21 protein-coding genes and 1 pseudogene are annotated in these 25644 nt (G+C 54.0%); 11 read left to right on the forward strand and 11 right to left on the reverse strand.

Annotated elements, in window-relative coordinates:
• Positions 1–46: 46 nt before the first annotated feature.
• The 5 genes from OGV83_RS11775 to OGV83_RS11795 all read right to left on the reverse strand — a co-directional run bounded on the left by OGV83_RS11775 (position 47) and on the right by OGV83_RS11795 (position 6095).
• Positions 47–1603: a cyclic di-GMP phosphodiesterase gene (locus tag OGV83_RS11775; RefSeq protein ID WP_286463638.1), complete on the reverse strand. Its 1557-nt coding sequence runs from the start codon at positions 1601–1603 to the stop codon at positions 47–49.
• 188 nt (positions 1604–1791) lie between these two features.
• Complete coding sequence (gene mepS / locus OGV83_RS11780; RefSeq protein ID WP_012131581.1) at positions 1792–2361, reverse strand: bifunctional murein DD-endopeptidase/murein LD-carboxypeptidase; 570 nt, start codon at positions 2359–2361, stop codon at positions 1792–1794.
• 413 nt (positions 2362–2774) lie between these two features.
• Positions 2775–3494: a phosphatase PAP2 family protein gene (locus OGV83_RS11785; protein ID WP_047462461.1), complete on the reverse strand. Its 720-nt coding sequence runs from the start codon at positions 3492–3494 to the stop codon at positions 2775–2777.
• A gap of 28 nt (positions 3495–3522) precedes the next feature.
• Positions 3523–4509, reverse strand: a complete 987-nt coding sequence (locus OGV83_RS11790; RefSeq protein ID WP_012131585.1) for a CobW family GTP-binding protein — start codon at positions 4507–4509, stop codon at positions 3523–3525.
• Between the two features lie 119 nt (positions 4510–4628).
• Positions 4629–6095, reverse strand: coding sequence for a mannitol dehydrogenase family protein (locus tag OGV83_RS11795; RefSeq protein ID WP_200096714.1), 1467 nt, complete (start codon positions 6093–6095; stop codon positions 4629–4631).
• Between the two features lie 204 nt (positions 6096–6299).
• On the opposite strand from OGV83_RS11795, the gene uxuA reads away from it, so the two are divergent.
• A complete protein-coding gene (gene uxuA, locus OGV83_RS11800) occupies positions 6300–7490 on the forward strand; it encodes a mannonate dehydratase (protein WP_012131587.1) in 1191 nt (396 codons plus the stop codon).
• Between the two features lie 67 nt (positions 7491–7557).
• Here the strand turns inward: uxuA and yeiP are convergent, their stop codons facing one another.
• On the reverse strand, positions 7558–8130 hold the full coding sequence (gene yeiP / locus OGV83_RS11805; protein WP_012131588.1) for an elongation factor P-like protein YeiP: 573 nt from the start codon (positions 8128–8130) through the stop codon (positions 7558–7560).
• 152 nt (positions 8131–8282) lie between these two features.
• Between yeiP and OGV83_RS11810 the strand changes: the two genes are divergently transcribed.
• Positions 8283–8537 carry a YkgJ family cysteine cluster protein gene (locus tag OGV83_RS11810; protein ID WP_024130170.1) on the forward strand — a complete coding sequence of 85 codons (255 nt, stop codon included), beginning with the start codon at positions 8283–8285 and terminating at the stop codon, positions 8535–8537.
• Here OGV83_RS11810 and setB read toward each other — a convergent pair.
• The gene (gene setB / locus OGV83_RS11815) at positions 8534–9715 is read right to left on the reverse strand and encodes a sugar efflux transporter SetB (RefSeq protein ID WP_047462472.1); all 1182 of its coding nucleotides are present in this window, start codon (positions 9713–9715) and stop codon (positions 8534–8536) included. The genes OGV83_RS11810 and setB overlap by 4 nt on opposite strands.
• Positions 9716–10084: 369 nt before the next feature.
• Between setB and fruB the strand changes: the two genes are divergently transcribed.
• From fruB to OGV83_RS11845, 6 genes are all read left to right on the forward strand, one after another.
• Positions 10085–11215, forward strand: a complete 1131-nt coding sequence (gene fruB, locus OGV83_RS11820) for a fused PTS fructose transporter subunit IIA/HPr protein (RefSeq protein WP_110494021.1) — start codon at positions 10085–10087, stop codon at positions 11213–11215.
• Positions 11215–12153, forward strand: a complete 939-nt coding sequence (gene fruK / locus OGV83_RS11825; protein WP_012131592.1) for a 1-phosphofructokinase — start codon at positions 11215–11217, stop codon at positions 12151–12153. The genes fruB and fruK overlap by 1 nt, the downstream gene beginning before the upstream one ends.
• Positions 12154–12169: 16 nt before the next feature.
• Complete coding sequence (fruA, locus tag OGV83_RS11830; RefSeq protein ID WP_012131593.1) at positions 12170–13861, forward strand: PTS fructose transporter subunit IIBC; 1692 nt, start codon at positions 12170–12172, stop codon at positions 13859–13861.
• 357 nt (positions 13862–14218) lie between these two features.
• Positions 14219–15160: a pseudouridine kinase gene (locus OGV83_RS11835; RefSeq protein ID WP_012131594.1), complete on the forward strand. Its 942-nt coding sequence runs from the start codon at positions 14219–14221 to the stop codon at positions 15158–15160.
• Positions 15148–16083, forward strand: a complete 936-nt coding sequence (locus tag OGV83_RS11840) for a pseudouridine-5'-phosphate glycosidase (protein ID WP_012131595.1) — start codon at positions 15148–15150, stop codon at positions 16081–16083. The genes OGV83_RS11835 and OGV83_RS11840 overlap by 13 nt, the downstream gene beginning before the upstream one ends.
• A gap of 86 nt (positions 16084–16169) precedes the next feature.
• Entirely contained in the window at positions 16170–17420 is a 1251-nt protein-coding gene (locus OGV83_RS11845) for a NupC/NupG family nucleoside CNT transporter (RefSeq protein ID WP_112001909.1), read from the forward strand.
• A gap of 205 nt (positions 17421–17625) precedes the next feature.
• Here the strand turns inward: OGV83_RS11845 and OGV83_RS11850 are convergent, their stop codons facing one another.
• The 3 genes from OGV83_RS11850 to OGV83_RS11860 form a co-directional block, all read right to left on the reverse strand.
• The gene (locus tag OGV83_RS11850) at positions 17626–18720 is read right to left on the reverse strand and encodes a sugar kinase (RefSeq protein ID WP_024130172.1); all 1095 of its coding nucleotides are present in this window, start codon (positions 18718–18720) and stop codon (positions 17626–17628) included.
• 2 nt (positions 18721–18722) lie between these two features.
• Positions 18723–19580: a deoxyribonuclease IV gene (gene nfo / locus OGV83_RS11855; RefSeq protein WP_286463640.1), complete on the reverse strand. Its 858-nt coding sequence runs from the start codon at positions 19578–19580 to the stop codon at positions 18723–18725.
• A 115-nt stretch (positions 19581–19695) separates the two neighbouring features.
• Complete coding sequence (locus OGV83_RS11860; RefSeq protein ID WP_012131604.1) at positions 19696–20745, reverse strand: YeiH family protein; 1050 nt, start codon at positions 20743–20745, stop codon at positions 19696–19698.
• Between the two features lie 119 nt (positions 20746–20864).
• On the opposite strand from OGV83_RS11860, the gene yieE reads away from it, so the two are divergent.
• The 3 genes and pseudogenes from yieE to OGV83_RS21635 all read left to right on the forward strand — a co-directional run.
• Positions 20865–21728: a DNA-binding transcriptional regulator YeiE gene (gene yieE / locus OGV83_RS11865; RefSeq protein ID WP_012131605.1), complete on the forward strand. Its 864-nt coding sequence runs from the start codon at positions 20865–20867 to the stop codon at positions 21726–21728.
• 259 nt (positions 21729–21987) lie between these two features.
• Positions 21988–23457, forward strand: a complete 1470-nt coding sequence (gene lysP, locus OGV83_RS11870; RefSeq protein ID WP_012131607.1) for a lysine-specific permease — start codon at positions 21988–21990, stop codon at positions 23455–23457.
• Position 23458: 1 nt separating this feature from the next.
• A pseudogene (locus OGV83_RS21635) lies at positions 23459–23547 on the forward strand (hypothetical protein); the annotation flags it as partial.
• Positions 23548–23598: 51 nt separating this feature from the next.
• Here OGV83_RS21635 and OGV83_RS11875 read toward each other — a convergent pair.
• Positions 23599–25584, reverse strand: coding sequence for a ligand-gated channel protein (locus tag OGV83_RS11875; RefSeq protein ID WP_024130173.1), 1986 nt, complete (start codon positions 25582–25584; stop codon positions 23599–23601).
• Between the last annotated feature and the right edge of the window lie 60 nt (positions 25585–25644).

Raw genomic sequence — 25644 nt, forward strand, 5'->3', positions numbered from 1 at the left:
AGTGACGCAGCCTCTGTTGTGAATCCATTCGGGCAGAAGAGTGCCGTCACCATTTCGGCGCGGGCCGGGTATTCATCCAGTGAACGAAGTCCTCAAGCGCTAAAGGGCGGCTAATCCAGTACCCCTGGAGGAAGTTGACGCCATGATCGCGTAGCCATCGGGCCTGCTCCGGGGTTTCCACTCCTTCCGCAACGGTCAGCATATGCAGGCGCTTAGAGAGCATCAAAACCGCATCCAGAACTGGAGAGGTCACGGTTTCCGTACCAATCGCATTAATAAAGCCCCGGTCGATTTTCAGGTAGTCCAGCGTAAAGCGTTCCAGATAGATGAGGGCGCTATGGCCGGTGCCAAAATCATCAATTGCGATTTCGAATCCAGCGCAGTGCAGCCACTCAAATAATTTAGCCGCTTCATGTTGATTGAGCATATCGCGTTCGGTAATTTCCAGTACGATCTGAAAATGATGCGGCGGTAAGGATTCCGCCAGGAGACGGATGTCCTCTTTAAAGCTGTTGCTGTGCAGGTGGTCAGGCGCGATATTGATGCCAAACTTTGCCCCGACAGGCAGTACCGTCTGCAACGCGGGGGCGTCGCGCGCCACGAGTTTAAACAGATGCTGGGTGAGCGGCACAATAAGCTGCTGGGCTTCCGCATAATGAATAAACGCGTCAGGCGGGATTTCGCCTGCCGTAGGGTGACGCCAGCGTAACAGCACTTCCAGACCCGTGACCCTGAGCGTTTGGGTATCAACGACCGGTTGATAGACCACATAAAATTGTTCGCGCTTGATAGCCACCAGGATCTCTCGTCCCGGTTTCAGGCGGATAGAGCTGATGTAGTAGCAGAGCAGGGCGGCGATGATACCGCTCATACTGCCCAGCAGCAGGGCATAGCCCACGTCGTTATAGGTCCAGCTGTCTGCGTATAGCTGTATCTTCAGCGGCAGCCCTTTTATTGTCGCCTGGCGCGAAGGCGTGCCCGACAGCTCTTTCACGGTCATTAAATGCGAAGAAAACGTCGAGAGCACGGTATCGCCAATAATTAATGCGATGCCATCAAAATCTTCCTGTCGGGCGGTGTAAATAAGGTAGGGCGTCAGGTTGATATTCAGCGAGGTAAATACGCCGCTCTCTTTTAATAACGGGTTGCGATACCAAATCGCCATCGCCGGTTTATCCGGCATCATCGGCGTGCCGGGAAGTATCGCCATATCAATCTCTTTGCGGATGTCGATATTGGATACCAGGTCGGTAAGCGGCGTGTCCATCGATCCGGTTGCCGACGAGCAGAAGGCGATTTTGTCTTTGACGAGCAAAAAGGCGCGCACATTCAGGCTAAAAGCGGCGCGGGAGGTCAGCTCGGAAGAGACTTGCTGGCAGTCATTAAGCGTCAGGGGCTGTAACACATCCGTTGTGGCTTTAAGGTCGGCGAAGTAGCTCACCAGATAATGTTGTACGTCGGATATCAGCGTGTCGTATTTGACTTCACGTTTATGCCATGACATTAAAAATTGCAGGCTACTGATAAGTAACGCGACGATGACCCCTGTGAGAATGCAGGTGAGCAGGATTTTTCGCGAGGACGAGGAGGCGCGTGTGAACATAGTTACTGGTTCTACCTGAGGTAACCGAATGCGATTAAAATGCTTGATTTAAAAGACTATAACCTGGATTAAACCGCATCGTCATTCTTTTCTACAGGGATGCGATAGAACGCAAAAAAAGCACCGCCGAAGCAGTGCTTTTTATGTGTCTCGTCAGGATTGCCAAGGGATAGCGGTCAGACGAAAAATTAACTGCGGCTCAGAACCCGGCGCCCTTCGTTGTAACGTTTTTTCCAGTAAGGCTCGTTCATGCTGGAAATAATAACGCCGCTACTGGTAGACGCATGAACAAACTGGTTGTTGCCGATGTAGATGCCTACATGACGGCCCGTCGAACCGGCGCGGAACAGAACCAGATCGCCCGTGCGCAGGTTATTGCGCGAAACGGATTTGCCCATTTCCTGCTGCTCATAGGTTGAGCGAGGCAGTTCTAAACCAAATTGTTCACGGAATGTACGCTGTACAAAGCTGGAACAATCGACACCTTTTTTGGTGCTGCCGCCAAGGCGGTAACGCACGCCTTTCCAGTCAGCATACTGATCCATAATCCGCGATTTAACATCGAGGTTACGCACCATATTTTCAAATTCATCCTGAGAGGCTTGCAGTGAAGAGTTATCTCCATTGCCCACAGCATGCGTCTCAGAATGCACGTTCTTTGCGGTATTTGTAGTGCTACATGCAGAAAGCAGAACCGCCACTGCAATCGCGGGAATTCCCCGCAGGATATATCTCAAAATCGGTTGAGACCTGACCATGTTGTTTGTTTTCCCTTGAAGTCCTTAACGACAAATATCGTTATAAAAATGCCAAACGTGACGAGACTAATTACCTGCGCACAATGAGACAATTCTTTAAGGTCAAATCTGTGGCGGAACGCACAAATTTATTCGCAAAGAGAATAATTATCCAGCGAGGCAAAACGAGTTCAAGATTACCCGATCGTTGCTGCCATTGCGAGCAGTTTGGCGGGATTTTTTATAAGAAATTATGATACTGAAAGTGAATTAGTGGCATTGGCTAAATTAAACGCAAATGAGGCGAATAACAGGCAATGCGTTCATTTTCAACGGGAAGAAGATGACAGGAAGATGACGGCGGGGCGGGAAATAATCGACGATCGCCATCAGGAGTGAGAACGCTCTCTGATGACGATGTTAATTGATGTGATTTATTTGTTTAAATTTTGTTTGTTTTTACCGGGCAGATAATTATCGAAAAACCGTATCACGCGATCGCTGAACGACGTCATTAACAGCCAGGGCAATCCAATCAGCACCGTTGTCAGCGAACCGACCGCAATATCCGTGAACCAGTGGGCGCCGATCATTACGCGCGGAAAGGCAAAAACCACAAATATAATAAGGGCGATGAAACCTGCGACTTTTCCGAAATAACGCAGCATAAATGCGGAAAAAATAAGCAGCATCATTCCGTGATCGCCAGGGAAACTGTCTTTTGACGCATCCTTGGTGGGAATATGCAGGAGATCGCTGACGCGGTGAATATTTTCAAGCGTCAGCGTAGGGCTGGCGCGTTTGACCGGAATAAACGCCTGGCCTAACTGATTCACCACAACCGCAGATAAAAGCATCACCAGGCCGATGATGATAATACGCCGACGGCCCGCCGGGGTCTCTTTTAACCAGAAACTCAGCATCAGGCAGCCCATCGCCAGCAGCGCGCAACCATCAAACGCCCGGTTATTGGTGATCGCCACCAGCCAGAGAAATGCGCGGCTTTCAACCAGCTTCTGGTTAAAGAAGTGGAAAATGTTCGCGTCGAGAGGAGACCAGAATCCGTGATTGACTGGAATATACCACGACAAAAACAACGCCAGACCCGCAGCGTTAATCAGCAGTATGAGGGGATACCGGGTTTTCATTATCATCTCGCCATTCAGTAAAACGGAGGCAACCTTACGCGTCCTCGGCTAAACGAAGCTTCAACAATGCGGTCTGTAATGTGTTCCAGTCTGTTTCACGGTCTGAGATGAGTTCGATGCGGCTGTCCGGCGGCGCGACGTTTTGGGTCTCAATATGAAGATCGTCACCCTGACGATTAATACGCACCAGACCTTCCTTAATGCGCATAACGCCTTTCACTCGTCCAACCGGCGCGAGGCGCGCCCATTCGAGCAGGCCGATGGTGTCGAACACGGTATCCGCATCAAAAATCCAGCCGCAGGCCTGATGCCCCTGGCCGCTGTTCAGGCTGCGACGCCAGCGCTGTTGCGCCGGCAGGCTAAGCGCGGCGAGCCCTTTTCTTTCGGCATGCTGGTGCGTGTGGGCGGCGCTGGCGGGCAGTTCCGCCAGGTTCTGGCGCGGTAAATCCAGCAGCTGTCCGTTGATTTGCCCGTGGTCGGCATGAACCAGTTGACGATTGTCGCCGTACTGTTGCCACCAGGTTTGCAGGGCGCTTTCGCTTTCCGGCGTAGCGCGATCGGTTTTATTCGCGACGATGACATCGGCGGCAGCCAGCTGGTCGCGGAAGTTTTCGTTGGCGACGCTCTTTTCATCCAGCAGTAAACGCGGATCAAGGATGCACAGCGTGGCGCGCAGGTCGATCCACGGCTCGTAAACCGGCGCGGTTAACAAATCGAGGATCTGTTTCGGATGGCCAAGTCCTGTCGGTTCGATCAGCAAGCGGTCCGGCTTGCCCTGGCGCAGCAGGGTATTTAGCCCCACCTGCATTGGTAATCCGTTCACGCAACACATGCAACCACCGGGGATCTCTTTCAGCAATGCACCGCTGTCCGCAAGCAGTGCGCCGTCAATGCCCACTTCGCCAAATTCGTTGACCAGCACGGCCCATTTTTCCGCAGGATCTTTGTTGGCTAACAGATGAAGAATAGAGGTTGTTTTTCCACTGCCGAGAAAGCCGGTAATGAGGTTGGTTTTGGTCACGTCTGCTCCAGAATAATGATATGCCGTAACGGCTCGTGCTAATCCTGGCGAAAAAAAACGAAAAAGAGAAGGGCAGAGCGGACGAAGAATTTTTTCATCCGCTGGAAAGACAGAAATTGTTAATTTTTTAACGTATCAATGACCGCCTGATGCGCGCCATGTTGCGCAATGCGCCGCCAGGCTTGCTCAATGGCCTGCACAAACAGGGGATTTTTCACGAGATCCGTGCCGAAAACCTCCTGCAACGACAGCAGCGCGCTAACCCGCTCCGCGTCACTGCTGCTTTCAACAAGCAGGCGAATTTTTTCACTGAGCGGGTCCCGAATATCAATCGTTGCACCAGCGTCGTCCACGCCGCTGACGTAGCGCATCCAGCCTGCGACGCCCAGCGCCAGCAGCGGCCAGTCACTCCCACGCGCCAGATGTTCGCGAATGCCTTCCAGCATCCGCTGCGGTAATTTCTGGCTGCCGTCCATCGCGATTTGCCAGGTCCGGTGCTTCAGCGCCGGATTGGCGAAGCGTTCAATCAGGCTGGCGGCATAGCGGGATAAATCGACGTTGGTGATGCGCAATGTCGGCGCCTGTTCATTCATCATCAGGCGGTAAGCGGCCTCGCGAAACGCGCTGTCCTGCATACAATCGCTGATGTGCTGGAACCCGGCCAGATAGCCGAGATACGCAAGGAACGAATGGCTGCCGTTGAGCATGCGTAGTTTCATTTGCTCCCAGGGCAGCACGTCATCAACCATCTGCACGCCAGCGACTTCCCACTGCGGGCGGCCTGCCACAAAGTTATCTTCAATGACCCACTGTATAAACGGTTCGCAACTGATGGCGCAGGGATCGGCGACGCCCAGCTCGCGGGTAATTTCGTCCAGTGATTCCTCTGTGGCGGCAGGCACGATTCTGTCTACCATCGTTCCCGGGAAGCTGACGTGCTGCTGAATCCACGCCGCCAGCTCCGCCGCGCGTTTTTCCGCCATGCCCAGAACGGCGTTTTTAACCACATGGCCGTTATCCGGGATGTTATCGCAGGAGAGAACCGTGAAAGGTGACAACCCGCGCTCACGCCGACGATGCAGGGCCTCCACAAGAATCCCCGGCGCCGAGTGCGGCTCCGTGGGGTGTTGCATATCGTGAATAATGCGAGGGTTTGACACGTCGAGCGAACCGGTTGCCGGATCGATGCAATATCCTTTTTCGGTGATAGTGAGTGACACTATCGCCACCTGCGGCTCGCAGAACTTTTCGATAATATCGGCAAGCGAATCCAGCTTTGCGTTCAGACACTCCTTGACCACGCCGACGATAATCGCCTGATTGCCGTTCGCGCCTTTTTCCAGCACGGTGTACAAGTGATTCTGCTCGCGAAGCTGGCTCATCAGGCGATCGCCGCTGAACAGGCTGATCTCGCAGATCCCCCAGTCTCCGCCTTGCGCATTCAGCACTCTGTCGGTCAATAATGCCTGATGGGCGCGGTGAAACGCGCCAAAACCGAAGTGCACAATCCGGGTTTGTAGTTGTTGTCGATCGTAGCGGGGCGTCAGTACGCCTTCCGGGAGTGGGGCAGAGGCAATAGTCTTCATTAAGAACACACCTGATTAACCATTAATTAACAATGGTAGTGTAAAGTTATATGACACCAAATTGAATTGGTATGCCGAATTTATCCGGGGATTGTGAGCTGGATCAATCAATCATGCGCCCTGCGTTGACCATTTACGCGATACCTGTATGGTAGTCATCACTCAGGTAAACTAATTTGGTATAACAACTTGTGAGGTGAAGCAATGGAACAAACCTGGCGTTGGTACGGGCCTAACGATCCGGTATCGCTTGATGATGTGCGTCAGGCTGGCGCAACGGGGGTTGTGACGGCATTGCACCACATTCCGAACGGTGATGTGTGGCCGGTTGAAGAGATTAAAAAGCGCCAGGCCATTCTGGCTGAGAAAGGGCTGACCTGGTCTGTTGTCGAAAGTATTCCGGTGCATGAAGAGATTAAAACCCGCTCCGGGCAGTACCAGACCTGGATTGCAAACTATCAGCAAAGCATCCGTAATCTGGCCGCCTGCGGTATTGATACCGTGTGCTACAACTTTATGCCGATTCTCGACTGGACGCGTACCGACCTTGAATATCCGTTGCCCGATGGTTCCAGAGCGCTGCGTTTCGATCAGATTGCCTTTGCGGCTTTCGAACTGCACATCCTGAAGCGTGACGGCGCGCAAGCGGACTACAGCGAAGAAGAACAGCGCCAGGCGCTGGACTACTTCAACGCCATGAGCGCTGCGGATATCGAAAAACTGACCCGGAATATTATCGCCGGGCTGCCTGGCGCTGAAGAGGGTTATACGCTGGATCAGTTCCGTGCGCGTCTGGCGGAATATAACGGTATCAGCAAAGAGGATTTACGCGAAAATATGGCGGTATTCCTGCGTGCGATTGTGCCGGTGGCAGAAGAAGTCGGCGTGCGCCTGGCGGTGCATCCTGACGATCCGCCGCGCCCCATCCTCGGCCTGCCGCGCATCGTTTCTACCATTGAAGATATGCAGTGGCTGAAAGAAACCGTAGACAGCATTAACAACGGGTTCACCATGTGTACCGGTTCGTACGGCGTACGCGCGGATAACGACCTGGTGAAAATGATCGAGACGTTTGGCGACCGCATTCACTTTACCCATTTACGCTCAACCTGCCGTGAAGATAACCCGAAAACCTTCCACGAAGGCGCGCATTTGCAAGGGGATGTCGATATGGTCGCGGTGATTACCGCAATTCTTACGGAAGAACAGCGTCGTAAGCTGGCAGGCGATCTGCGTCCGATCCCAATGCGCCCGGATCACGGTCATCAGATGCTTGACGATCTGCATAAGAAAACCAACCCCGGCTACTCCGCTATTGGTCGTCTGAAAGGGCTGGCGGAAATTCGTGGCGTTGAACTGGCGCTGAAAAAGACCCAGTTCCGCGATTTGCTGTAACACCTGTTGGTCATAAAAAAGGACAGCCAGGGCTGTCCTTTTTTGTTGGTGCGTCGGCAACGGGCGCTTAGTCCGCGCGGCCCATGTAGCGACGTTCTTCAATGTGAATACGGATTTTTTCACCGGCGCTCAGGTATTCCGGCACCTGAATCACCAGACCGGTGCTCAGCGTTGCGGGTTTGTTGCGGGCGCTGGCTGACGCGCCTTTAATGCCCGGTGCGGTTTCCACGATTTCCAGATCAACCGTCTGCGGCAGTTCGAGCGCCAGCAACTGACCGTCCCAGGTCAGCACCTGCATATCCGGCATTCCGCCTTCAGGAATAAACAGCAGCTCTTCTTCAATCTGATCTTTGGTGAAGGTATACGGGGTATAGTCTTCTTTATCCATGAACACATATTCGTTGCCGTCGATATAAGAGAAATCGACGCCACGGCGGCTCAGGGTGACGGTATCAACGATGTCGTCGCCTTTGAAACGCTCTTCGACTTTCAGACCCGTACGGACGTCGGAAAAACGCATTTTGTACAGCGTCGCGGCACCGCGGGCGGTCGGTGACTGAATATCAATATCTTTTACAATCAGCAGCTTGCCGTTGTAGTTCAGTACCATACCTTTTTTAATTTCGTTCGCTCTTGGCATCGAAAAAATCCTGTTGTAGAGAATGTCTAAAATATCGCGTCAAACTACTCGCGCCGGGCGATTCAGGCAAGTGGAATTCACATATCCCGGATGATTTTGTGTATACTGTTCGCCCACTTTCAGTCCGGTGGCTTACGAATAGAGAATACTGTATGGAATGCCGCCCGGATTGCGGAGCATGTTGCACCGCGCCTTCAATCTCCAGCCCCATTCCGGGTATGCCTGACGGTAAACCCGCAAACACGCCGTGTGTCCAGCTTGATGAACATCAACGCTGTAAGATCTTCGGTTCGCCGCTGCGTCCAAAGGTCTGCGCAGGCCTGCAACCCAGCGCCGATATGTGCGGTCAGACAAGGGCGCAGGCAATGATCTACCTCATTGAACTGGAAACGCTTACTGCGCCTTAAACGTCTTTAATGCGTGCCAGACAAACCATCGTCGCGAGGGCCATCACCAGCGCAAACCAGAATACGGCGTGGTAATTCCAGATTTCCGCCGCAATCCCCGCCAGCGATCCGGCGATAATCCAGCCTACGCGGATGGTATTGGTATACAGCGTGGTTGCTGAACCCGCCTGGCCGGGCATCAGATCCTGAAAATAGAGCATCCCGATGCCGCCGAGAATGCCGATGTAAATTGCGTTCAGCAACTGCAAGCCGAGCAGAACGACAGGCGAGTGCGCCAGCAGCATACCCGCGTAAAAGCAGAACCCCGCCACGATGGCGATCCGCATCAGCAGGCGTTTCCCCAGACGTTTAGCAAAATAGCCTGCAATCAACATGGTGGGAATTTCCAGCCCGGCGGCAGTCCCCATCATGACGCCGGCAAGTTTTTCCGGCAGATGCAGTTCGTTAATGATAAACAGCGGCATATTAATGATATAGAGGCTGTTGGTTCCCCACATTAATGTGCAGATAACAAAGAGCAGCAGCGTATCGCGGCGATTACGGCGCGGCGCTTCAAGGGTTCCGGCAGCAAGTGGCGCATCTTTACGCATTGACGGTAAAAACAGCCAGACCATTACGCCACAGACGACAAACGCCGCCGCCGCGCTCAGGTACATCACGGTAAAGCTGAACCCCATCGCCAGCGCATAGGCCAGCGGCGGCCCGATCACCCACGCCAGCGAAACCTGGGCGCGCAATATCGAGCTGAACATCACGGCTTCGCGACCGGTGCGATCGGCATGTTCGCGGGCAAGGGCGAACATTTGCGGGTTCGCGGTCGAACCAAAACTACTCAGGAAAACGCCGACGAACAGCAAAATAAAATAGTTGCGGTTCCAGGCAAACAGTACGCAGGCCAACATGCCCAGCACACAGCAAAAAACGATCAGGCTTTTGCGATCGCCTTTTTTGTCGGAGCGCCCGGCCAGAAACTGGCTCACCAGAATGCCGATAACGGCGCTGCCGGTAAAAAAGAAGCCAACCATCCCCGGACGAGCGTGTACCTCATCCGTCAGAAAAAGACTGAGCGTCGGCGTCTGTAACGCACCGGCGATACCCGTCAGAAACGCGACGAGCAGGAATGCCGAAGACGTCAAATCAAACGTTTTTGGTGTGGCGGCAACGGGGGTGTTATGCATGTTTCTGTATCAGTGGTGTGAAGAGACGCGGAGTTTACGCTGCTCGTCAGGAAATAAACAGGTGCCCAAATCAAAATCGCCACAAAAAATCAAAATAGCATTTCAGTCTATGAAGGGAAGATGCTGACGGTGCTGAAACAGATCGTTTTACGGGCAATTCACTTCAGCATTTATTACCTGCCTGAATGAAAAGTGTGCTTTATCTCTAAATTCTGTCATCAATTTTACGACTTTACTTGCGTGCTGAAGCAGAAAGCGCAAGACTTCTTGAAACGTTTCAGCGCTATTTTGTTTTTGGTTACAAGTCAGATTAGCGCCTTTTTTCTCATGTTAGCTGAATCGTTTCAAGTTCAGCAGGAGAGGAGAACTATGTTCCAGTTATCGGTTCAGGACATTCATCCGGGCGAACAGGCCGGAAACAAAGAAGAGGCCATTCGCCAGGTTGCCGCTGCGTTAGTGCAGGCGGGCAACGTCGCAGACGGCTATGTCGACGGCATGCTGGCGCGTGAGCAACAGACATCCACTTTCCTTGGCAACGGTATCGCCATTCCGCACGGAACGACCGACACGCGCGATCAGGTGCTGAAAACTGGCGTGCAGGTGTTCCAGTTTCCGCAGGGCGTAACCTGGGGCGAAGGGCAAGTGGCCTATGTGGCGATTGGTATTGCCGCCAGCTCCGATGAGCATCTCGGGTTGCTGCGTCAGCTGACGCACGTATTAAGCGATGACGCTGTGGCTGAACAGCTGAAATCCGCCACGACGGCAGAAGAACTGCGCGCGTTGCTGATGGGTGAAAAGCAGAGCGAACAGCTGAAGCTGGATAACGACACCCTGACGCTGGATGTGACGGCCAGCGACCTGGTGACGCTACAGGCGCTGAACGCCGCGCGCCTGAAAGAAGCAGGCGCTGTGGATGCCGCGTTTGTCGCCAGAACCATCAATGAACAGCCGATGAATCTCGGCCAGGGCATCTGGCTGAACGACAGCGCGGACGGCAACCTGCGCAGCGCTATCGCTGTGAGCCGTGCGGCTACGGCGTTTGACGTAGAGGGCGAAGCGGCTGCGCTGCTGGTGACCGTCGCGATGAATGACGATCAGCCCGTCGCCGTGCTGAAGCGCCTTGGCGATCTGCTGCTGAACAATAAAGCTGACCGTTTGCTGAAAGCGGATGCCGCCACCGTGCTGGCGCTGCTGACCAGTGATGAAGCATTGACTGACGACGTGCTGAGCGCCGAATTTGTCGTGCGCAATGAGCATGGCTTACACGCCCGTCCGGGCACCATGCTGGTGAATACCATTAAACAATTTAATAGCGAAATTACCGTGGCAAACCTTGATGGAACCGGAAAACCGGCAAATGGACGTAGTTTGATGAAAGTGGTGGCGTTGGGCGTGAAGAAAGGCCATCGCCTGCGCTTTACGGCGCAGGGCGAAGATGCTGAACAGGCGCTGAAAGCGATTGGCGACGCCATTGCCGCTGGTCTTGGGGAGGGCGCGTAATGAGCAGACGTGTTGCTACTATCACCCTTAATCCGGCATACGACCTGGTCGGTTTCTGCCCGGAGATTGAACGCGGCGAAGTGAACCTGGTGAAAACCACGGGTCTGCATGCGGCGGGTAAAGGCATCAACGTTGCCAGGGTTCTGAAAGATTTAGGTATTGATGTCACGGTTGGCGGTTTCCTGGGTAAAGACAACCAGGACGGTTTCCAGCAGTTGTTCAGCGAGCTGGGCATTGCCAACCGTTTTCAGGTGGTGCAGGGGCGCACCCGCATCAACGTTAAGCTGACGGAAAAAGACGGTGAAGTGACCGACTTTAACTTCTCCGGTTTTGACGTGACTCCGGCTGACTGGGAACGTTTTGTGAACGATTCGCTGAGCTGGCTGGGTCAGTTCGATATGGTCTGCGTCAGCGGCAGCTTGCCGACAGGCGTCAGCCCGGAAGCGTTTACCGACTGGATGACGCGTCTGCGTAGCCAGTGCCCATGCATTATCTTTGATAGTAGTCGCGAAGCGTTGGTGGCGGGTCTGAAAGCGGCGCCGTGGCTGGTGAAACCGAACCGCCGTGAATTAGAAATCTGGGCAGGCCGTAAGCTGCCGGAAATGAAAGATGTGATCGACGCGGCGCACGCCCTGCGTGAGCAAGGTATTGCGCATGTGGTGATCTCTCTCGGTGCGGAAGGGGCGCTGTGGGTGAACGCATCCGGCGAATGGATCGCGAAGCCACCGTCCGTTGATGTGGTGAGTACCGTAGGTGCAGGGGATTCTATGGTTGGCGGTCTGATTTACGGCCTGCTGATGCGTGAATCCAGTGAACATACGTTGCGTCTGGCGACAGCCGTTGCCGCGCTTGCGGTAAGCCAGAGCAATGTGGGCATTACCGATCGTCCTCAGTTGGCCGCAATGATGGCGCGCGTCGACTTAAAACCGTTTAACTGACAGCAGGAGAGGCATAATGAAAACGCTGCTGATTATTGACGCCAATCTCGGCCAGGCTCGCGCTTACATGGCGAAGACCCTGCTCGGCGCGGCGGCACATAAAGCAAATCTGGAAATTATCGACAATCCGAATGACGCAGAGTTAGCCATTGTGTTGGCTGACGCTGTGCCGAACGACAGCGCGCTGAACGGTAAAAAAGTCTGGTTGGGCGATATTGCCCGTGCCGTGGCGCACCCGGAACTGTTCCTCAATGAAGCGAAAGGACACGCGACGCCATACAGCGCGCCGACAGCGGTTGCCGCCCCGGCAGCGGCCAGCGGCCCGAAACGCGTCGTGGCGGTGACGGCGTGTCCGACAGGCGTCGCGCATACCTTTATGGCGGCTGAAGCGATTGAAACCGAAGCGAAAAAACGTGGCTGGTGGGTGAAGGTCGAAACCCGTGGCTCCGTGGGCGCAGGCAATGCCATCACGCCGGAAGAGGTTGCGGAAGCGGATCTGGTGATCGTGGCGGCTGACATCGAAGTGGATCTGGCGAAGTTTGCCGGAAAACCGATGTACCGTACATCAACCGGCCTGGCGCTGAAGAAAACCGCGCAGGAACTGGACAAAGCCGTAGCGGAAGCGACGCCGTATGCGCCTACGGGCAAAGCGCAGGCCGCTGCGACAGAAGGGAAAAAAGAGAGCGCTGGCGCATATCGCCATCTGCTGACGGGCGTTTCCTACATGCTGCCAATGGTGGTTGCGGGTGGGTTGTGTATCGCGCTCTCCTTTGCGTTTGGTATTGAGGCGTTTAAAGAAGAAGGTACGCTGGCTGCGGCGCTGATGCAGATCGGCGGCGGTTCCGCCTTCGCGCTAATGGTGCCAGTGCTGGCGGGATATATCGCGTTTTCCATTGCGGATCGTCCAGGCCTGACGCCGGGTCTTATCGGCGGTATGCTGGCGGTGAGCACCGGATCTGGCTTTATCGGCGGTATTATCGCGGGCTTCCTGGCCGGTTATGTCGCGAAACTTATCAGCACTAAACTAAAACTTCCGCAGAGTATGGAAGCGCTGAAACCGATCCTGATCATTCCACTGATTTCCAGTCTGATTGTCGGTCTGGCGATGATTTACCTTATCGGTAAACCGGTTGCCGGCATTCTGGAAGGGCTGACTCACTGGCTGCAAACGATGGGGACGGCGAATGCGGTACTGCTGGGCGCGATCCTCGGCGGTATGATGTGTACTGATATGGGCGGCCCGGTTAACAAAGCGGCGTATGCGTTCGGTGTTGGTCTGCTGAGTACCCAGACTTATGCGCCGATGGCGGCGATTATGGCGGCAGGCATGGTTCCTCCGCTGGCTCTTGGGCTGGCAACTCTGGTTGCGCGTCGTAAGTTCGACAAGGCGCAGCAGGAAGGGGGCAAAGCCGCGCTGGTGCTGGGGCTGTGCTTCATTACCGAAGGCGCGATCCCGTTTGCGGCGCGTGACCCGATGCGTGTCCTGCCATGCTGTATCGTCGGCGGCGCGCTGACAGGCGCAATCTCAATGTGGGTTGGCGCGAAACTGATGGCGCCGCACGGCGGTCTGTTTGTGCTGCTGATTCCTGGCGCGATTACACCGGTGCTGGGCTATCTGCTGGCGATTGTTGCGGGTACGCTGGTTGCCGGTCTGGCCTATGCGTTCCTGAAACGCCCGGAAGCTGAAGTTATCGCGAAAGCGGCATAATGTAAACCTTGTGCCGGATGGTGGCGTGAGCGCCTTATCCGGCCTACGGATACCGATCCTGTAGGCCGGATAAAACGCATTAGCGTCGTCATCCGGCATTTTTCTGCCTTTTTTATCCCCCCCATTTTGTGTCCTGGCTCGCAACTTTTTCCTCCCTTGCAAACTGTATCTATAAAAAATTGTGACTCTGTTCATATCTATTCGCTTTAGGGCTTGCGGATGGATTTACTTTATCAAAAACACGCATATCATGAACACATGTTTTAATATGAACATGTGCTCTAATAATCTCGATTGTGGCGGTGGTTATTCTTAACGAACTCATTGTTATGGCAGCTTAATGCCAGAGGACGTTCTATGCGTGAAACGGAATACATAGTGACGATTGGCTCAGCCAATATGGATGTTGCCGGGTATTCGCATGCTTCTTTAAATTATGCGGACTCCAATCCGGGGAAAATAAAATTTACCCCCGGCGGCGTGGGGCGCAATATTGCGCATAATCTGGCGCTGCTGGGAAAAAACTCATGGCTACTGACGGCCGTCGGGAGTGATTTCTATGGGCAGTCATTGATGGCGCAAACGAATCAATCCGGTGTGCACGTTGATAAATGTCTGATTGTGCCGGGAGAAAATACGTCAAGTTACTTATCCCTGCTCGACAATACCGGAGAAATGCTGGTCGCCATAAATGACATGAGCATTACCGACTTTATTTCGGCTGAATTTTTATCACAGCATGCTGATTTTATTCGTGGGGCAAAAGTGATTGTCGCCGATTGTAATATCAGCGAAGAGGCACTGAACTGGGTGCTGGAAAATGCAGGCGATGTGCCGGTATTTGTTGATCCGGTTTCTGCCTGGAAGTGTGTCAAAATTCGCGAGCGACTTGGCAAAATTCACACGCTGAAACCCAACCGGCTTGAAGCTGAAACCCTTAGCGGCATTCCCCTCTCCGGGCGGGAAGATGTCGGGAGCGTTGCGGCATGGTTTCATGAACATGGCCTGAACCGTCTGGTGCTTAGTATGGGTGGCGACGGCGTTTATTACAGCGATATCAACGGCGAAAACGGCTGGTCGCTCCCCATTAAAACCAACGTCGTCAATGTGACCGGCGCTGGCGACGCCATGATGGCGGGACTCGCCGCCTGCTGGATGGACGGCTTACCCTTTATAGATTCGGTTCGATTTGCACAGGGTTGTTCATCAATGGCGCTTGCCTGTGAATATACCAATAACCCTGATTTATCTGTCGCGAATGTTACATCGTTAGTGGAGAACACAGAATGTCTGAATTAACTCTTTCCTCTGAATTATTACAAATTTCGCCAGAAGTACAGGACGCATTAAAGAGTAAGAAACCCATTGTTGCGCTGGAATCAACCATTATTTCCCACGGCATGCCTTTTCCGCAAAATGCGCAAACGGCAATTGAAGTTGAAGAAACCATTCGTAAGCATGGCGCCGTGCCCGCAACCATTGCCATTATTGGCGGTGTAATGAAAGTGGGCCTGAATAAAGAAGAAATTGAATTATTAGGTCGTGAAGGACATAACGTTACAAAAGTCAGTCGTCGTGACTTACCGTTTGTGGTTGCCGCTGGAAAAAATGGCGCAACGACGGTCGCATCCACCATGATTATTGCCGCACTGGCCGGAATTAAAGTATTTGCAACCGGCGGTATCGGTGGCGTACATCGTGGCGCAGAACATACGTTTGATATTTCTGCTGACTTGCAGGAGCTGGCGCATACCAATGTCACGGTGGTTTGTGCAGGGGCGAAATCAATTCTCGACCTGGGATTAACCACCGAATATTTAGAGACTTTTGGCGTGCCGTTAATTGGCTATCAGACCCAGGCATTACCGGCATTTTTCTGCCGTACCAGCCCGTTTGACGTCAGTATCCGCCTGGACAGCGCGCAAGACATCGCCCGCGCAATGGCGGTGAAATGGCAAACCGGCCTGAACGGTGGTCTGGTTGTGGCAAACCCGATCCCGGAACAGTTTGCGATGGCGGAAGAGAAAATCAACGCGGCGATCGATCAGGCCGTGAAAGAAGCGGAAGAGCAGGGCGTCGTGGGGAAAGAAAGCACGCCATTCTTGCTGGCGCGCGTGGCGGAACTGACCGGCGGCGATAGCCTGAAATCCAATATCCAACTGGTGTTCAACAACGCTGTACTGGCCTGTGAAATAGCGAAGGAATATCAACGCCTCGCCTGATAAAAACGCACGGGCAGAGAGCGGTCGCCCACGATATCAAAACCTGGCTTTCACGCCGGGTTTCCTGGCATGAAGGGAAAATCATTATGGATATAATGAGAAGTGTTGTGGGTATGGTGGTACTACTGGCAATCGCATTTCTGCTGTCAGTGAATAAAAAACGTATCAGCCTGCGTACCGTTGGCGCGGCGCTGGTGCTGCAAATCGCCATCGGTGGGATCATGCTTTATTTCCCGCCGGGGAAATGGCTGGTGGAGCAGGCCGCGCTTGGCGTCCACAAGGTGATGTCCTACAGCGACGCGGGTAGCGCATTTATCTTTGGCTCATTAGTAGGGCCAAAAATGGATGTGCTGTTTGACGGCGCCGGGTTTATCTTCGCCTTTCGCGTGTTGCCTGCCATCATCTTTGTGACTGCGCTGATCAGCTTGCTTTACTACATTGGCGTGATGGGACTGCTGATCCGTATCCTCGGCGGTATTTTCCAGAAAGCGCTGAACATCAGCAAGATCGAGTCGTTCGTTGCGGTCACTACCATTTTCCTCGGGCAAAACGAGATCCCGGCGATTGTTAAGCCGTTTATCGATCGTCTCAACCGCAACGAGCTGTTTACCGCCATTTGTAGCGGCATGGCCTCAATCGCCGGTTCGATGATGATTGGCTATGCCGGAATGGGGGTGCCGATTGATTATCTGCTGGCGGCGTCCTTAATGGCGATCCCTGGCGGCATTCTGTTTGCCCGTATGCTGAGCCCGGCGACGGAAGAGTCTAAAGTGACGTTTGAAAATCTGTCGTTTACCGAAACGCCGCCAAAAAGCATCATTGAAGCGGCGGCCAGCGGCGCGATGACCGGGCTGAAAATCGCCGCTGGTGTAGCGACGGTGGTGATGGCGTTTGTGGCGATTATCGCGCTGATTAACGGCATCATCGGCGGCATTGGCGGCTGGTTCGGCTTTGGTCACGCCACGCTAGAAGGGATCTTCGGCTGGGTTTTAGCGCCGCTGGCCTGGATTATGGGCGTGGACTGGAGCGATGCGACGCTTGCCGGTAGCCTGATTGGACAAAAACTGGCGATTAACGAGTTTGTCGCTTACCTCAACTTCTCTCCGTATCTGCAAGCTGCCGGTACGCTGGATGTGAAGACGATAGCGATCATCTCTTTCGCGTTGTGTGGCTTTGCCAACTTTGGTTCGATTGGCGTGGTGGTTGGCGCGTTTTCTGCGATTGCGCCGCAGCGTGCGCCGGAAATCGCTCAGCTAGGAATGCGTGCGCTGGCGGCGGCAACGCTCTCTAACCTGATGAGCGCTACTATCGCGGGGTTCTTTATCGGGCTGGCGTAGTTGTAGTAGACGATTTTGCCGGATGGCGGCTTCGCCTTATCCGGCCTACAGTAACGCACTCCGTAGGCCTGATAAGCGCAGCGCCATCAGGCATATCCGACCCACAGTGACGCACTCCGTAGGCCTGATAAGCGTAGCGCCATCAGGCATATCCGACCCATAGTGACGCACCCCGTAGGCCTGATAAGCGCAGCGCCATCAGGCATTATGCCAGGGTTGTTTTCAGCAGATAAAGCGCGTTATCGGCGGAGAGGGTGGGGTTGTTAATGCTGATGCTGGCGCGCGATAACGCCGCGCAGGCCATTGCGAAATTCGCGCTATCGCGAAAATCACTTCCCTCCAGAAAGCTGTAGAGCAACCCGGCCATGAAGCCATCATCCGCGCCGAAGCTGTCCACGCGGGTGTGAGACGGCGGGGTGAGTAAAAACTGCTCGCCATTTTTCTCGCTACAAAAGACCGCTTCATCTTCCAGGCAAACGAAGATTCGCTGTACGCCTTGCTGATGCAGGTCATTGACGGCCTGTACACGGTCGGCATCGGAACGCACCGCTTTCCCCCACAGAATCTCCAGCTCTTTTTGCGTGGGTTTTAGCGTATGAATGCGTGAATACCAGGTCCTGATTTTTTCCGCTTTGAACTCTGAAACGGTATCAATAAAGACCGGGATTTCATCCGCAATGGTAAAGACCCATTCGATGGCTTCCGGCGTCAGGTTGCAGTCCGCCAGCACCACGCCAGCGTGACGGATCAGATCCCGCGAGCTATTCAGCAACTGCGGCGTCAGCTGTTGCAGAATGTGGGTGTCGTTAATCGCCAGCACTGTCTCTTCCTGCTGGTTGGCGATGGACAGATAGGTTGAAGTGTTATGCCCATGCAGACGGATACAGCTGGAGATGTTCACGCCAGCCTGACGAGTCTGCTCCAGCAGCGTTTCACCATAAAAATCGCTACCGACCGCAGAGAGCAAATGCACATCGCGACCCAGCAGCGCCAGATTATGCGCAATATTGCGCCCCACGCCGCCAGCAGAACAGTGAATGCTGCCAGGGTTGGAAGCCGCCTGCGGATAATGGATATCCGCCACGCCGCGAATATCCATATTGATCGCCCCGACCACCACGCAATACTCCTGCTCGGTGAGGATATAGCCTTTGCCTTTGATCATCCCTTTGCGCATCAGATCCATAATATGGGCCGCCACGCGTGAGCGACTGATCTGCAAAATATCAGCGATTTCATTTTGCTGAATGAGCGGATTGCGGCGCAGGATCTTGAGGATCTGCTTTTCCCTGTCGTTCATCATTACGCAACCACCTTTGCCGTTTGCTGCGCTTTCAGCCAGGCGATCTCTTCTGCCCAGATATCCGGGTTGATGGTTTCCAGAATCAGCGGAATACCGTCAAAACGATCGTCCTGCATGATCCAGCGAAATGCATCATGACCAATGTTGCCTTCGCCCAAACTGTGGTGACGGTCAACGCGGCTGCCAAAGGCGCTTTTCGCGTCGTTCAGGTGCATGCCGCGCAGGTATGTAAAGCCCACAACACGCTCAAAATCGGCGAATGTTTTTTCACATTCGTCGGTGGTACGCAGATCGTAACCGGCCGCGAACGCGTGACAGGTATCAATACAGACGCCCACGCGGGACTTATCTTCCACGCCGTTGATGATGGCGGCGAGATGCTCAAACCTGAATCCCAGATTGCTCCCCTGACCCGCAGTGTTTTCAATGACTGCCGTGACCCCTTGCGTTTTCTCAAGGGCAATGTTGATCGACTCTGCAATTCGAGCCAGACATTCCTCTTCCGGGATTTGCTGTAAATGGCTACCCGGGTGGAAATTGAGCAGCGATAGCCCCAGTTGCTCACAACGCTGCATTTCATCAATAAACGCATCGCGCGATTTTTCCAGCGCTTCGCTGACAGGGTGCCCGAGGTTGATCAGATAGCTGTCGTGGGGAAGGATCTGCGCAGGCGAATAGTGGTATTTCTCGCAGGCGGCCTTAAAGTCATCAATGATTTGGGCAGTGAGCGGCGCGGCGCGCCATTGACGCTGATTTTTCGTGAACAGCGCAAATGCGGTTGCGTCAATTTCTGCGGCGCGAATTGCAGCGTTGGCTAACCCGCCAGCGGCGCTGACATGCGCTCCGATATATTTCATGGAAGACTCCTGTTAAACCCGCTATACACATTATTCTTCAGGTTTGAATAATGTCGTGTATTCGAAAAAAATACTCTCCAATGATAGCGGGTTAACAGGGGCAAAATGTAGTGCTTTATGCGATAAGATGGTGAATCAGTACGTTAATCACGCCGCCGCCAACAATCAGCCAGACAAACAGCACCAGCGCCATCAGTAACGGTTTCGCCCCGGCTTTCTTCAGCGCGCTGACGTGCGTTGTAAGACCCAGCGCGGCCATTGCCATCGCCAGCAGAACCGTATCCAGCGTAATCAACATGTTTACCACCGCCTGCGGCAGCAGATGGAACGAGTTAACGATTGCCACTACGATGAACAGCACCGCAAACCACGGGATGGTGATTTTGCTTTTCTCCGCGCCCGTCGCCGGAGAAAGTTGTTTCACACGGGCGGCCAGCAGAATCAGAAACGGCGCCAGCATCATTACGCGCAACATTTTGGCAATCACCGCGGCGTTTTCCGCGTCCGGGTTAATGGCGTGCCCGGCGGCAACGACCTGGGCTACTTCATGCATAGTCGAACCAATATAGATGCCGTAGGTTTCCGGGCTGAACCAGTGCGCCAGCAGCGGATACATTGCCGGGTAGAGGAAGATTGCCAGCGTACCGAAAATCACCACCGTCGCGACGGCCACCGTAACTTTACTGGCCTCCGCTTTAACGACAGGCTCCGTTGCCAGCACTGCCGCCGCTCCGCAAATGCTGCTTCCGGCGCCAATCAGCCAACTGGTGTGCTTGTCCAGACCAAACACTTTCTGCCCGAGGAAACAGGCGAGTAAAAAAGTGCTGGAGAGCGTCAGTACATCAATCACAATCCCGCTGACGCCCACGTCTGCAATCTGTGAGAAGGTGAGGCGAAACCCGTAGAGAATGATCCCCAGGCGTAATAGATGTTGTTTAGCGAACAGCACGCCGCCGTCACAGCTTTTCCAGATTTGCGGATACACCGTATTGCCGATGACCATTCCCAGTAAGATGGCTAAGGTGAGGGCGCTGAACCCGGCTCCCGCGACGGCTGGAATAGATCCACCCCACAGGGCGGCCCCTGTGATAACTGCGCTCAGGGCAAGCCCCGGTATAAAATGCCACACTGTACGATGGTGATTCTGTAAGGTGAGTTCTGTCATAACCTTCTCCTCTATATGGGTAAAATGTTATGGCGAACTGGTTTAAAAATAAAATTGATTATATATTTATAATTAATCTTTATAAGTGGTAAGCGACGGCCTGCCAGTGGAAAACAACAATGCATATCACGCTACGACAACTAGAAGTTTTTACTGAGGTGCTAAAAAGCGGCTCGACGACCCAGGCATCTGTCATGCTGTCGCTGTCGCAGTCGGCCGTAAGCGCGGCATTGACCGATCTGGAAGGTCAGCTTGGCGTACAGCTATTTGACCGTGTCGGAAAACGGCTGGTGGTCAATGAACACGGGCGCTTGCTGTACCCGCGCGCGCTGGCGCTGCTGGAGCAGGCTGTCGAAATTGAGCAACTGTTTCGGGAAGACAACGGCGCAATCCGCGTTTATGCCAGTAGCACCATCGGCAATTACATCCTGCCTGCGGTAATTGCCCGTTACAGGAAGGACTTTCCCGATCTGCCGCTGGAACTTAGCGTGGGCAACAGCCAGGATGTCATTACGGCGGTGCTCGATTTTCGGGTAGATATCGGCCTGATTGAAGGCCCGTGCCACAATACCGAGATTATTTCTGAGCCGTGGCTGGACGATGAGCTGGTGGTGTTTGCCGCACCGTCCTCGCCGTTGGCGCAAGGGCCGGTAACGCTTGAACAACTGGCCGCCGCGCCCTGGATACTGCGCGAGCGCGGTTCCGGTACGCGTGAGATTGTCGACTACCTGTTGCTTTCGCACTTGCCAAAATTCGAAATGGCGATGGAGTTGGGTAACTCCGAAGCGATCAAACACGCCGTGCGTCATGGTCTGGGCATCAGTTGCCTGTCGCGGCGGGTTATTGAGGAACAGCTTCAGGCGGGAACGTTGAGTGAAATCGCGGTGCCTTTGCCGCGCCTGGTGCGAACCCTGTGGCGAATCCACCATCGCCAGAAACACCTTTCCAATGCCTTACAGCGTTTTCTGCGCTACTGCGAATAAGCGTCCTTTGCCGGATGGCGGCGTAAACGCCTTATCCGGCCTACAGACTCGACGCTTTATCCGGCCTACAAATGTCGATCCTGTAGGCCTGATAAGCGTAGCGCCATCAGGCGAATGTCTTACCGTCTATCCGATCTACACTTTACTTATAATCCACGGCCAGTCATGAAGGTCTCTTATAACTGCGCATTTGTGCCGGAAGGATGGCGTTTCGTCTGCTACAATCGCGCCTCATTTTTTGGATGGATAGCATTTTCACATGGTTTCCGAAACTAAAACCACAGAAGCGCCCGCGTTACGTCGCGAATTAAAGGCGCGTCACCTGACAATGATCGCCATTGGCGGTTCCATCGGTACGGGTCTTTTCGTTGCATCTGGTGCAACCATTTCTGCGGCGGGTCCAGGCGGCGCGCTGTTTTCTTATATCCTGATCGGTCTGATGGTCTACTTCCTGATGACCAGTCTCGGCGAACTGGCGGCGTATATGCCGGTATCCGGTTCATTTGCGACTTACGGTCAGAACTATGTTGAAGAAGGCTTTGGCTTCGCGCTCGGCTGGAACTACTGGTACAACTGGGCGGTGACCATCGCCGTAGACCTCGTGGCCGCACAGCTGGTGATGAACTGGTGGTTCCCGGATACGCCGGGTTGGATCTGGAGTGCGCTGTTCCTCGGCGTGATCTTCCTGCTGAACTACATCTCGGTCAGAGGCTTTGGCGAAGCAGAATACTGGTTCTCGCTGATCAAAGTGGCGACCGTCATTATCTTTATCATCGTGGGCGTCATGATGATCGTCGGCATCTTCAAAGGGGCGCAGCCAGTGGGCTGGAGCAACTGGACGACCGGCGATGCGCCGTTTGCCGGGGGTTTTGCGGCGATGATTGGCGTGGCGATGATCGTCGGCTTCTCCTTCCAGGGGACGGAACTGATTGGTATCGCGGCGGGTGAGTCTGAAGATCCAGAGAAAAACATTCCGCGCGCGGTGCGTCAGGTATTCTGGCGTATCCTGCTGTTCTATGTGTTCGCGATCCTGATTATCAGCCTGATTATCCCGTATACCGACCCGAGCCTGCTGCGTAACGATGTGAAAGACATCAGCGTCAGCCCGTTCACTCTGGTGTTCCAGCATGCGGGTCTGCTTTCCGCTGCGGCGGTAATGAACGCGGTTATCCTGACGGCGGTGCTGTCGGCGGGTAACTCCGGGATGTACGCGTCTACCCGTATGCTCTACACCCTGGCCTGTGACGGTAAAGCGCCGCGTATTTTCGCGCAGCTGTCACGCGGCGGCGTTCCGCGTAACGCGCTGTATGCGACGACGGTAATCGCGGGGCTTTGCTTCCTGACGTCGATGTTTGGCAACCAGACGGTATACCTGTGGCTGCTGAATACCTCCGGGATGACGGGCTTTATCGCCTGGCTGGGGATTGCCATCAGCCATTATCGTTTCCGCCGTGGCTATGTGTTGCAGGGTAACGATGTGAAAGATCTGCCGTACCGTTCTGGATTCTTCCCGCTGGGGCCGATCTTTGCGTTTGTGCTGTGTCTGACCATCACGTTGGGTCAGAACTATGAAGCCTTCCTGAAAGACACCATTGACTGGGGCGGCGTAGCGGCAACCTATATCGGGATTCCGCTGTTCCTGGCTATCTGGTTTGGCTACAAGCTGACAAAGGGAACGCACTTTGTTCGCTACAGTGAAATGCACTTCCCGGAGCGTGTGAAGAAATAACCTGGTGCCTGATGGCGTTGCGCTTATCAGGCCTACAGGAGCGACATTTGTAGGCCGGATAAGGCGTTTACGCCGCCATCCGGCAGGTAAAATAAAAAAGCCCCGGCATTCATCATGCCGGGGCTTTTTGTTGTACTGAACTTAGAAGTTATAAGTCAGGCCAACCGTGTAACGACGACCGTCGAGAATGGTATCGTAAGTCTCGTAATCGATCTGTTTGTCCAGAACGTTATAGACGCCCGCAGTTAACAGCAGATTTTTGTACGCGTAATAACGCACACCAACATCAACCTGCGTATAAGACGGCGTTCCCTGGGCCATTGAAGTACGGCTCAGGTATTCGGAGGTCTTGCCGCGGAAGTTCAGACGGCTCCAGAAGCCAACATCTTGTGTTGCCTGCCAGTCCAGCGTGGTGTTGAACATATGCTTCGGCATTTTATTCAACGGCTTGCCAGAGAACTGGCCGCTTTTCTGCTCAGATTCGGTATAGGTGTAGTTCGCCGTCCAGTTGAGATCGCGGGTGATCTTCCAGCCAAAGGTGGACTCCACGCCGCGCATATTGGCTTTATCAACGTTGACGCGATCGCTGACAAAGTCGTATTTCTCACCACCAATAGTACAGGCCGGATCTGAACTGCTGTTGCAGCGGCGCACTTCGGTTATCTTATCTTTGAAATCGGTATTGAACAGCGTCACGCCAGCGTTAAGGTTATCTCCGTTATCCCACAGCAGGCCCAACTCTTCGCTCAGGCTCTTTTCTGGTTTCAGGTCTGCGTTACCGACAATAATACCGTTCAGACGACCGCCGCCGGTAATCTGTCCCCAGGTCGGGGAGGACTGGCGCAGATCCGGTGCGCGGTAGCCCGCAGAGACGCCGCCTTTTAAGGTCCACTGATCGGTAAGATGCCATACGCCATAGCCACGCGGCGTCCAGTTGTCGCCATAGTTTTCATCTTTATCCATACGGATACCGCCGGTCAGCGTAAAGCTGTCGGTCATCGCCCACTCATCTTCAGCAAACAGCGCCCAGCTCCAGCGGGTCAGCTTGTTCACGTCTTCGTAGGCTTTTAACTGGTTGCCGTTATCGCTCAGTTTCTCGTAACGATACTGCCCACCTAATGTCAGGGTATGCGCGCCGAGGAAGATCTGGTTCTGGTTATTAAAGATGGTGTTGTAAGACTTCATCTGGCGACCGGGGTTGTTGGTCTCTTCCTGCTGAATGTAGCTGGTGGTGTTGAAGTCGTCGTAATAACCACTGTGGGTTAAGGAATAAGTGGTGTGCTCATAGCGGTTTTCGCTTTTGCTGTTTGGCTTACAGCTACCGTTGCGGCAGCTTTCTTCTGCCATTGACTTGCCTGGCGTACTGTCGCGATCCTGCAATTCACGCGCGATGTCGAAGTCAAAATCGTTTTTATCATCCGGCGTAAAGTTAAGCGTTAAAGCCCCGTTGCGCAGGCGCTGCTCATTGTAGCCATTGACGATTTTGTCTTCCGCACGGCGAGAGAGCAGCCCGGTCACTTTCGCCCCCAGCAATCCGTCAATCAGCGGGCCGGACGCATAAGCGTTGGTCTGGTACAAATCACCGGAGTCCCTGTCTTCCTGGAAGGTGGCGTCGCCATGCAGGGAGCCGGTCCAGCCTTTCGTGTTGGACACTTTTTTGGTGATCACGTTAATGACGCCGCCCATCGCATCTGAACCGTAAAGCGATGACATTGGCCCGCGAATAACTTCAATACGCTCGATCGATTCCAGCGGCGGCAGCCAGCCTTGCTCGATCCCGGAGTTATCGCTGTTCGGACGCGTGCCGCGCGTGCTGATGCGCTTACCGTTGACCAGGAACAGCGTGTATTGCGAAGCCATCCCGCGGATGCTGATATCGCTACTGCTGCCGCCGCCGGTAACGACGACTCCGGGCACATCTTTCAGCGCATCGGTGACATCGCGATAGGCTTTGTCTTCGATCTGCTGTTTGGTGATAACGGAGATAGACGCGGGGGCGTTCTGGATTTTCTGCTCAAATCCCGTGGCGGTTACAACGACGGTGTCCTGATCGGCAGCATAGACGAGCGATGGGAGACACGCTGCGCATACTGCGGCAGCGATAGCCTTAACGTGAGGTATGGTCATTTTTGTCATTCCATTAAATGAGTAAAACTGCGAGCCATGAAAAAAGGCCATGACAACGGT

This window comes from Citrobacter sp. CK189, assembly GCF_030333505.1.
GTDB classification, from domain to species: Bacteria; Pseudomonadota; Gammaproteobacteria; order Enterobacterales; family Enterobacteriaceae; genus Citrobacter_B; species Citrobacter_B koseri.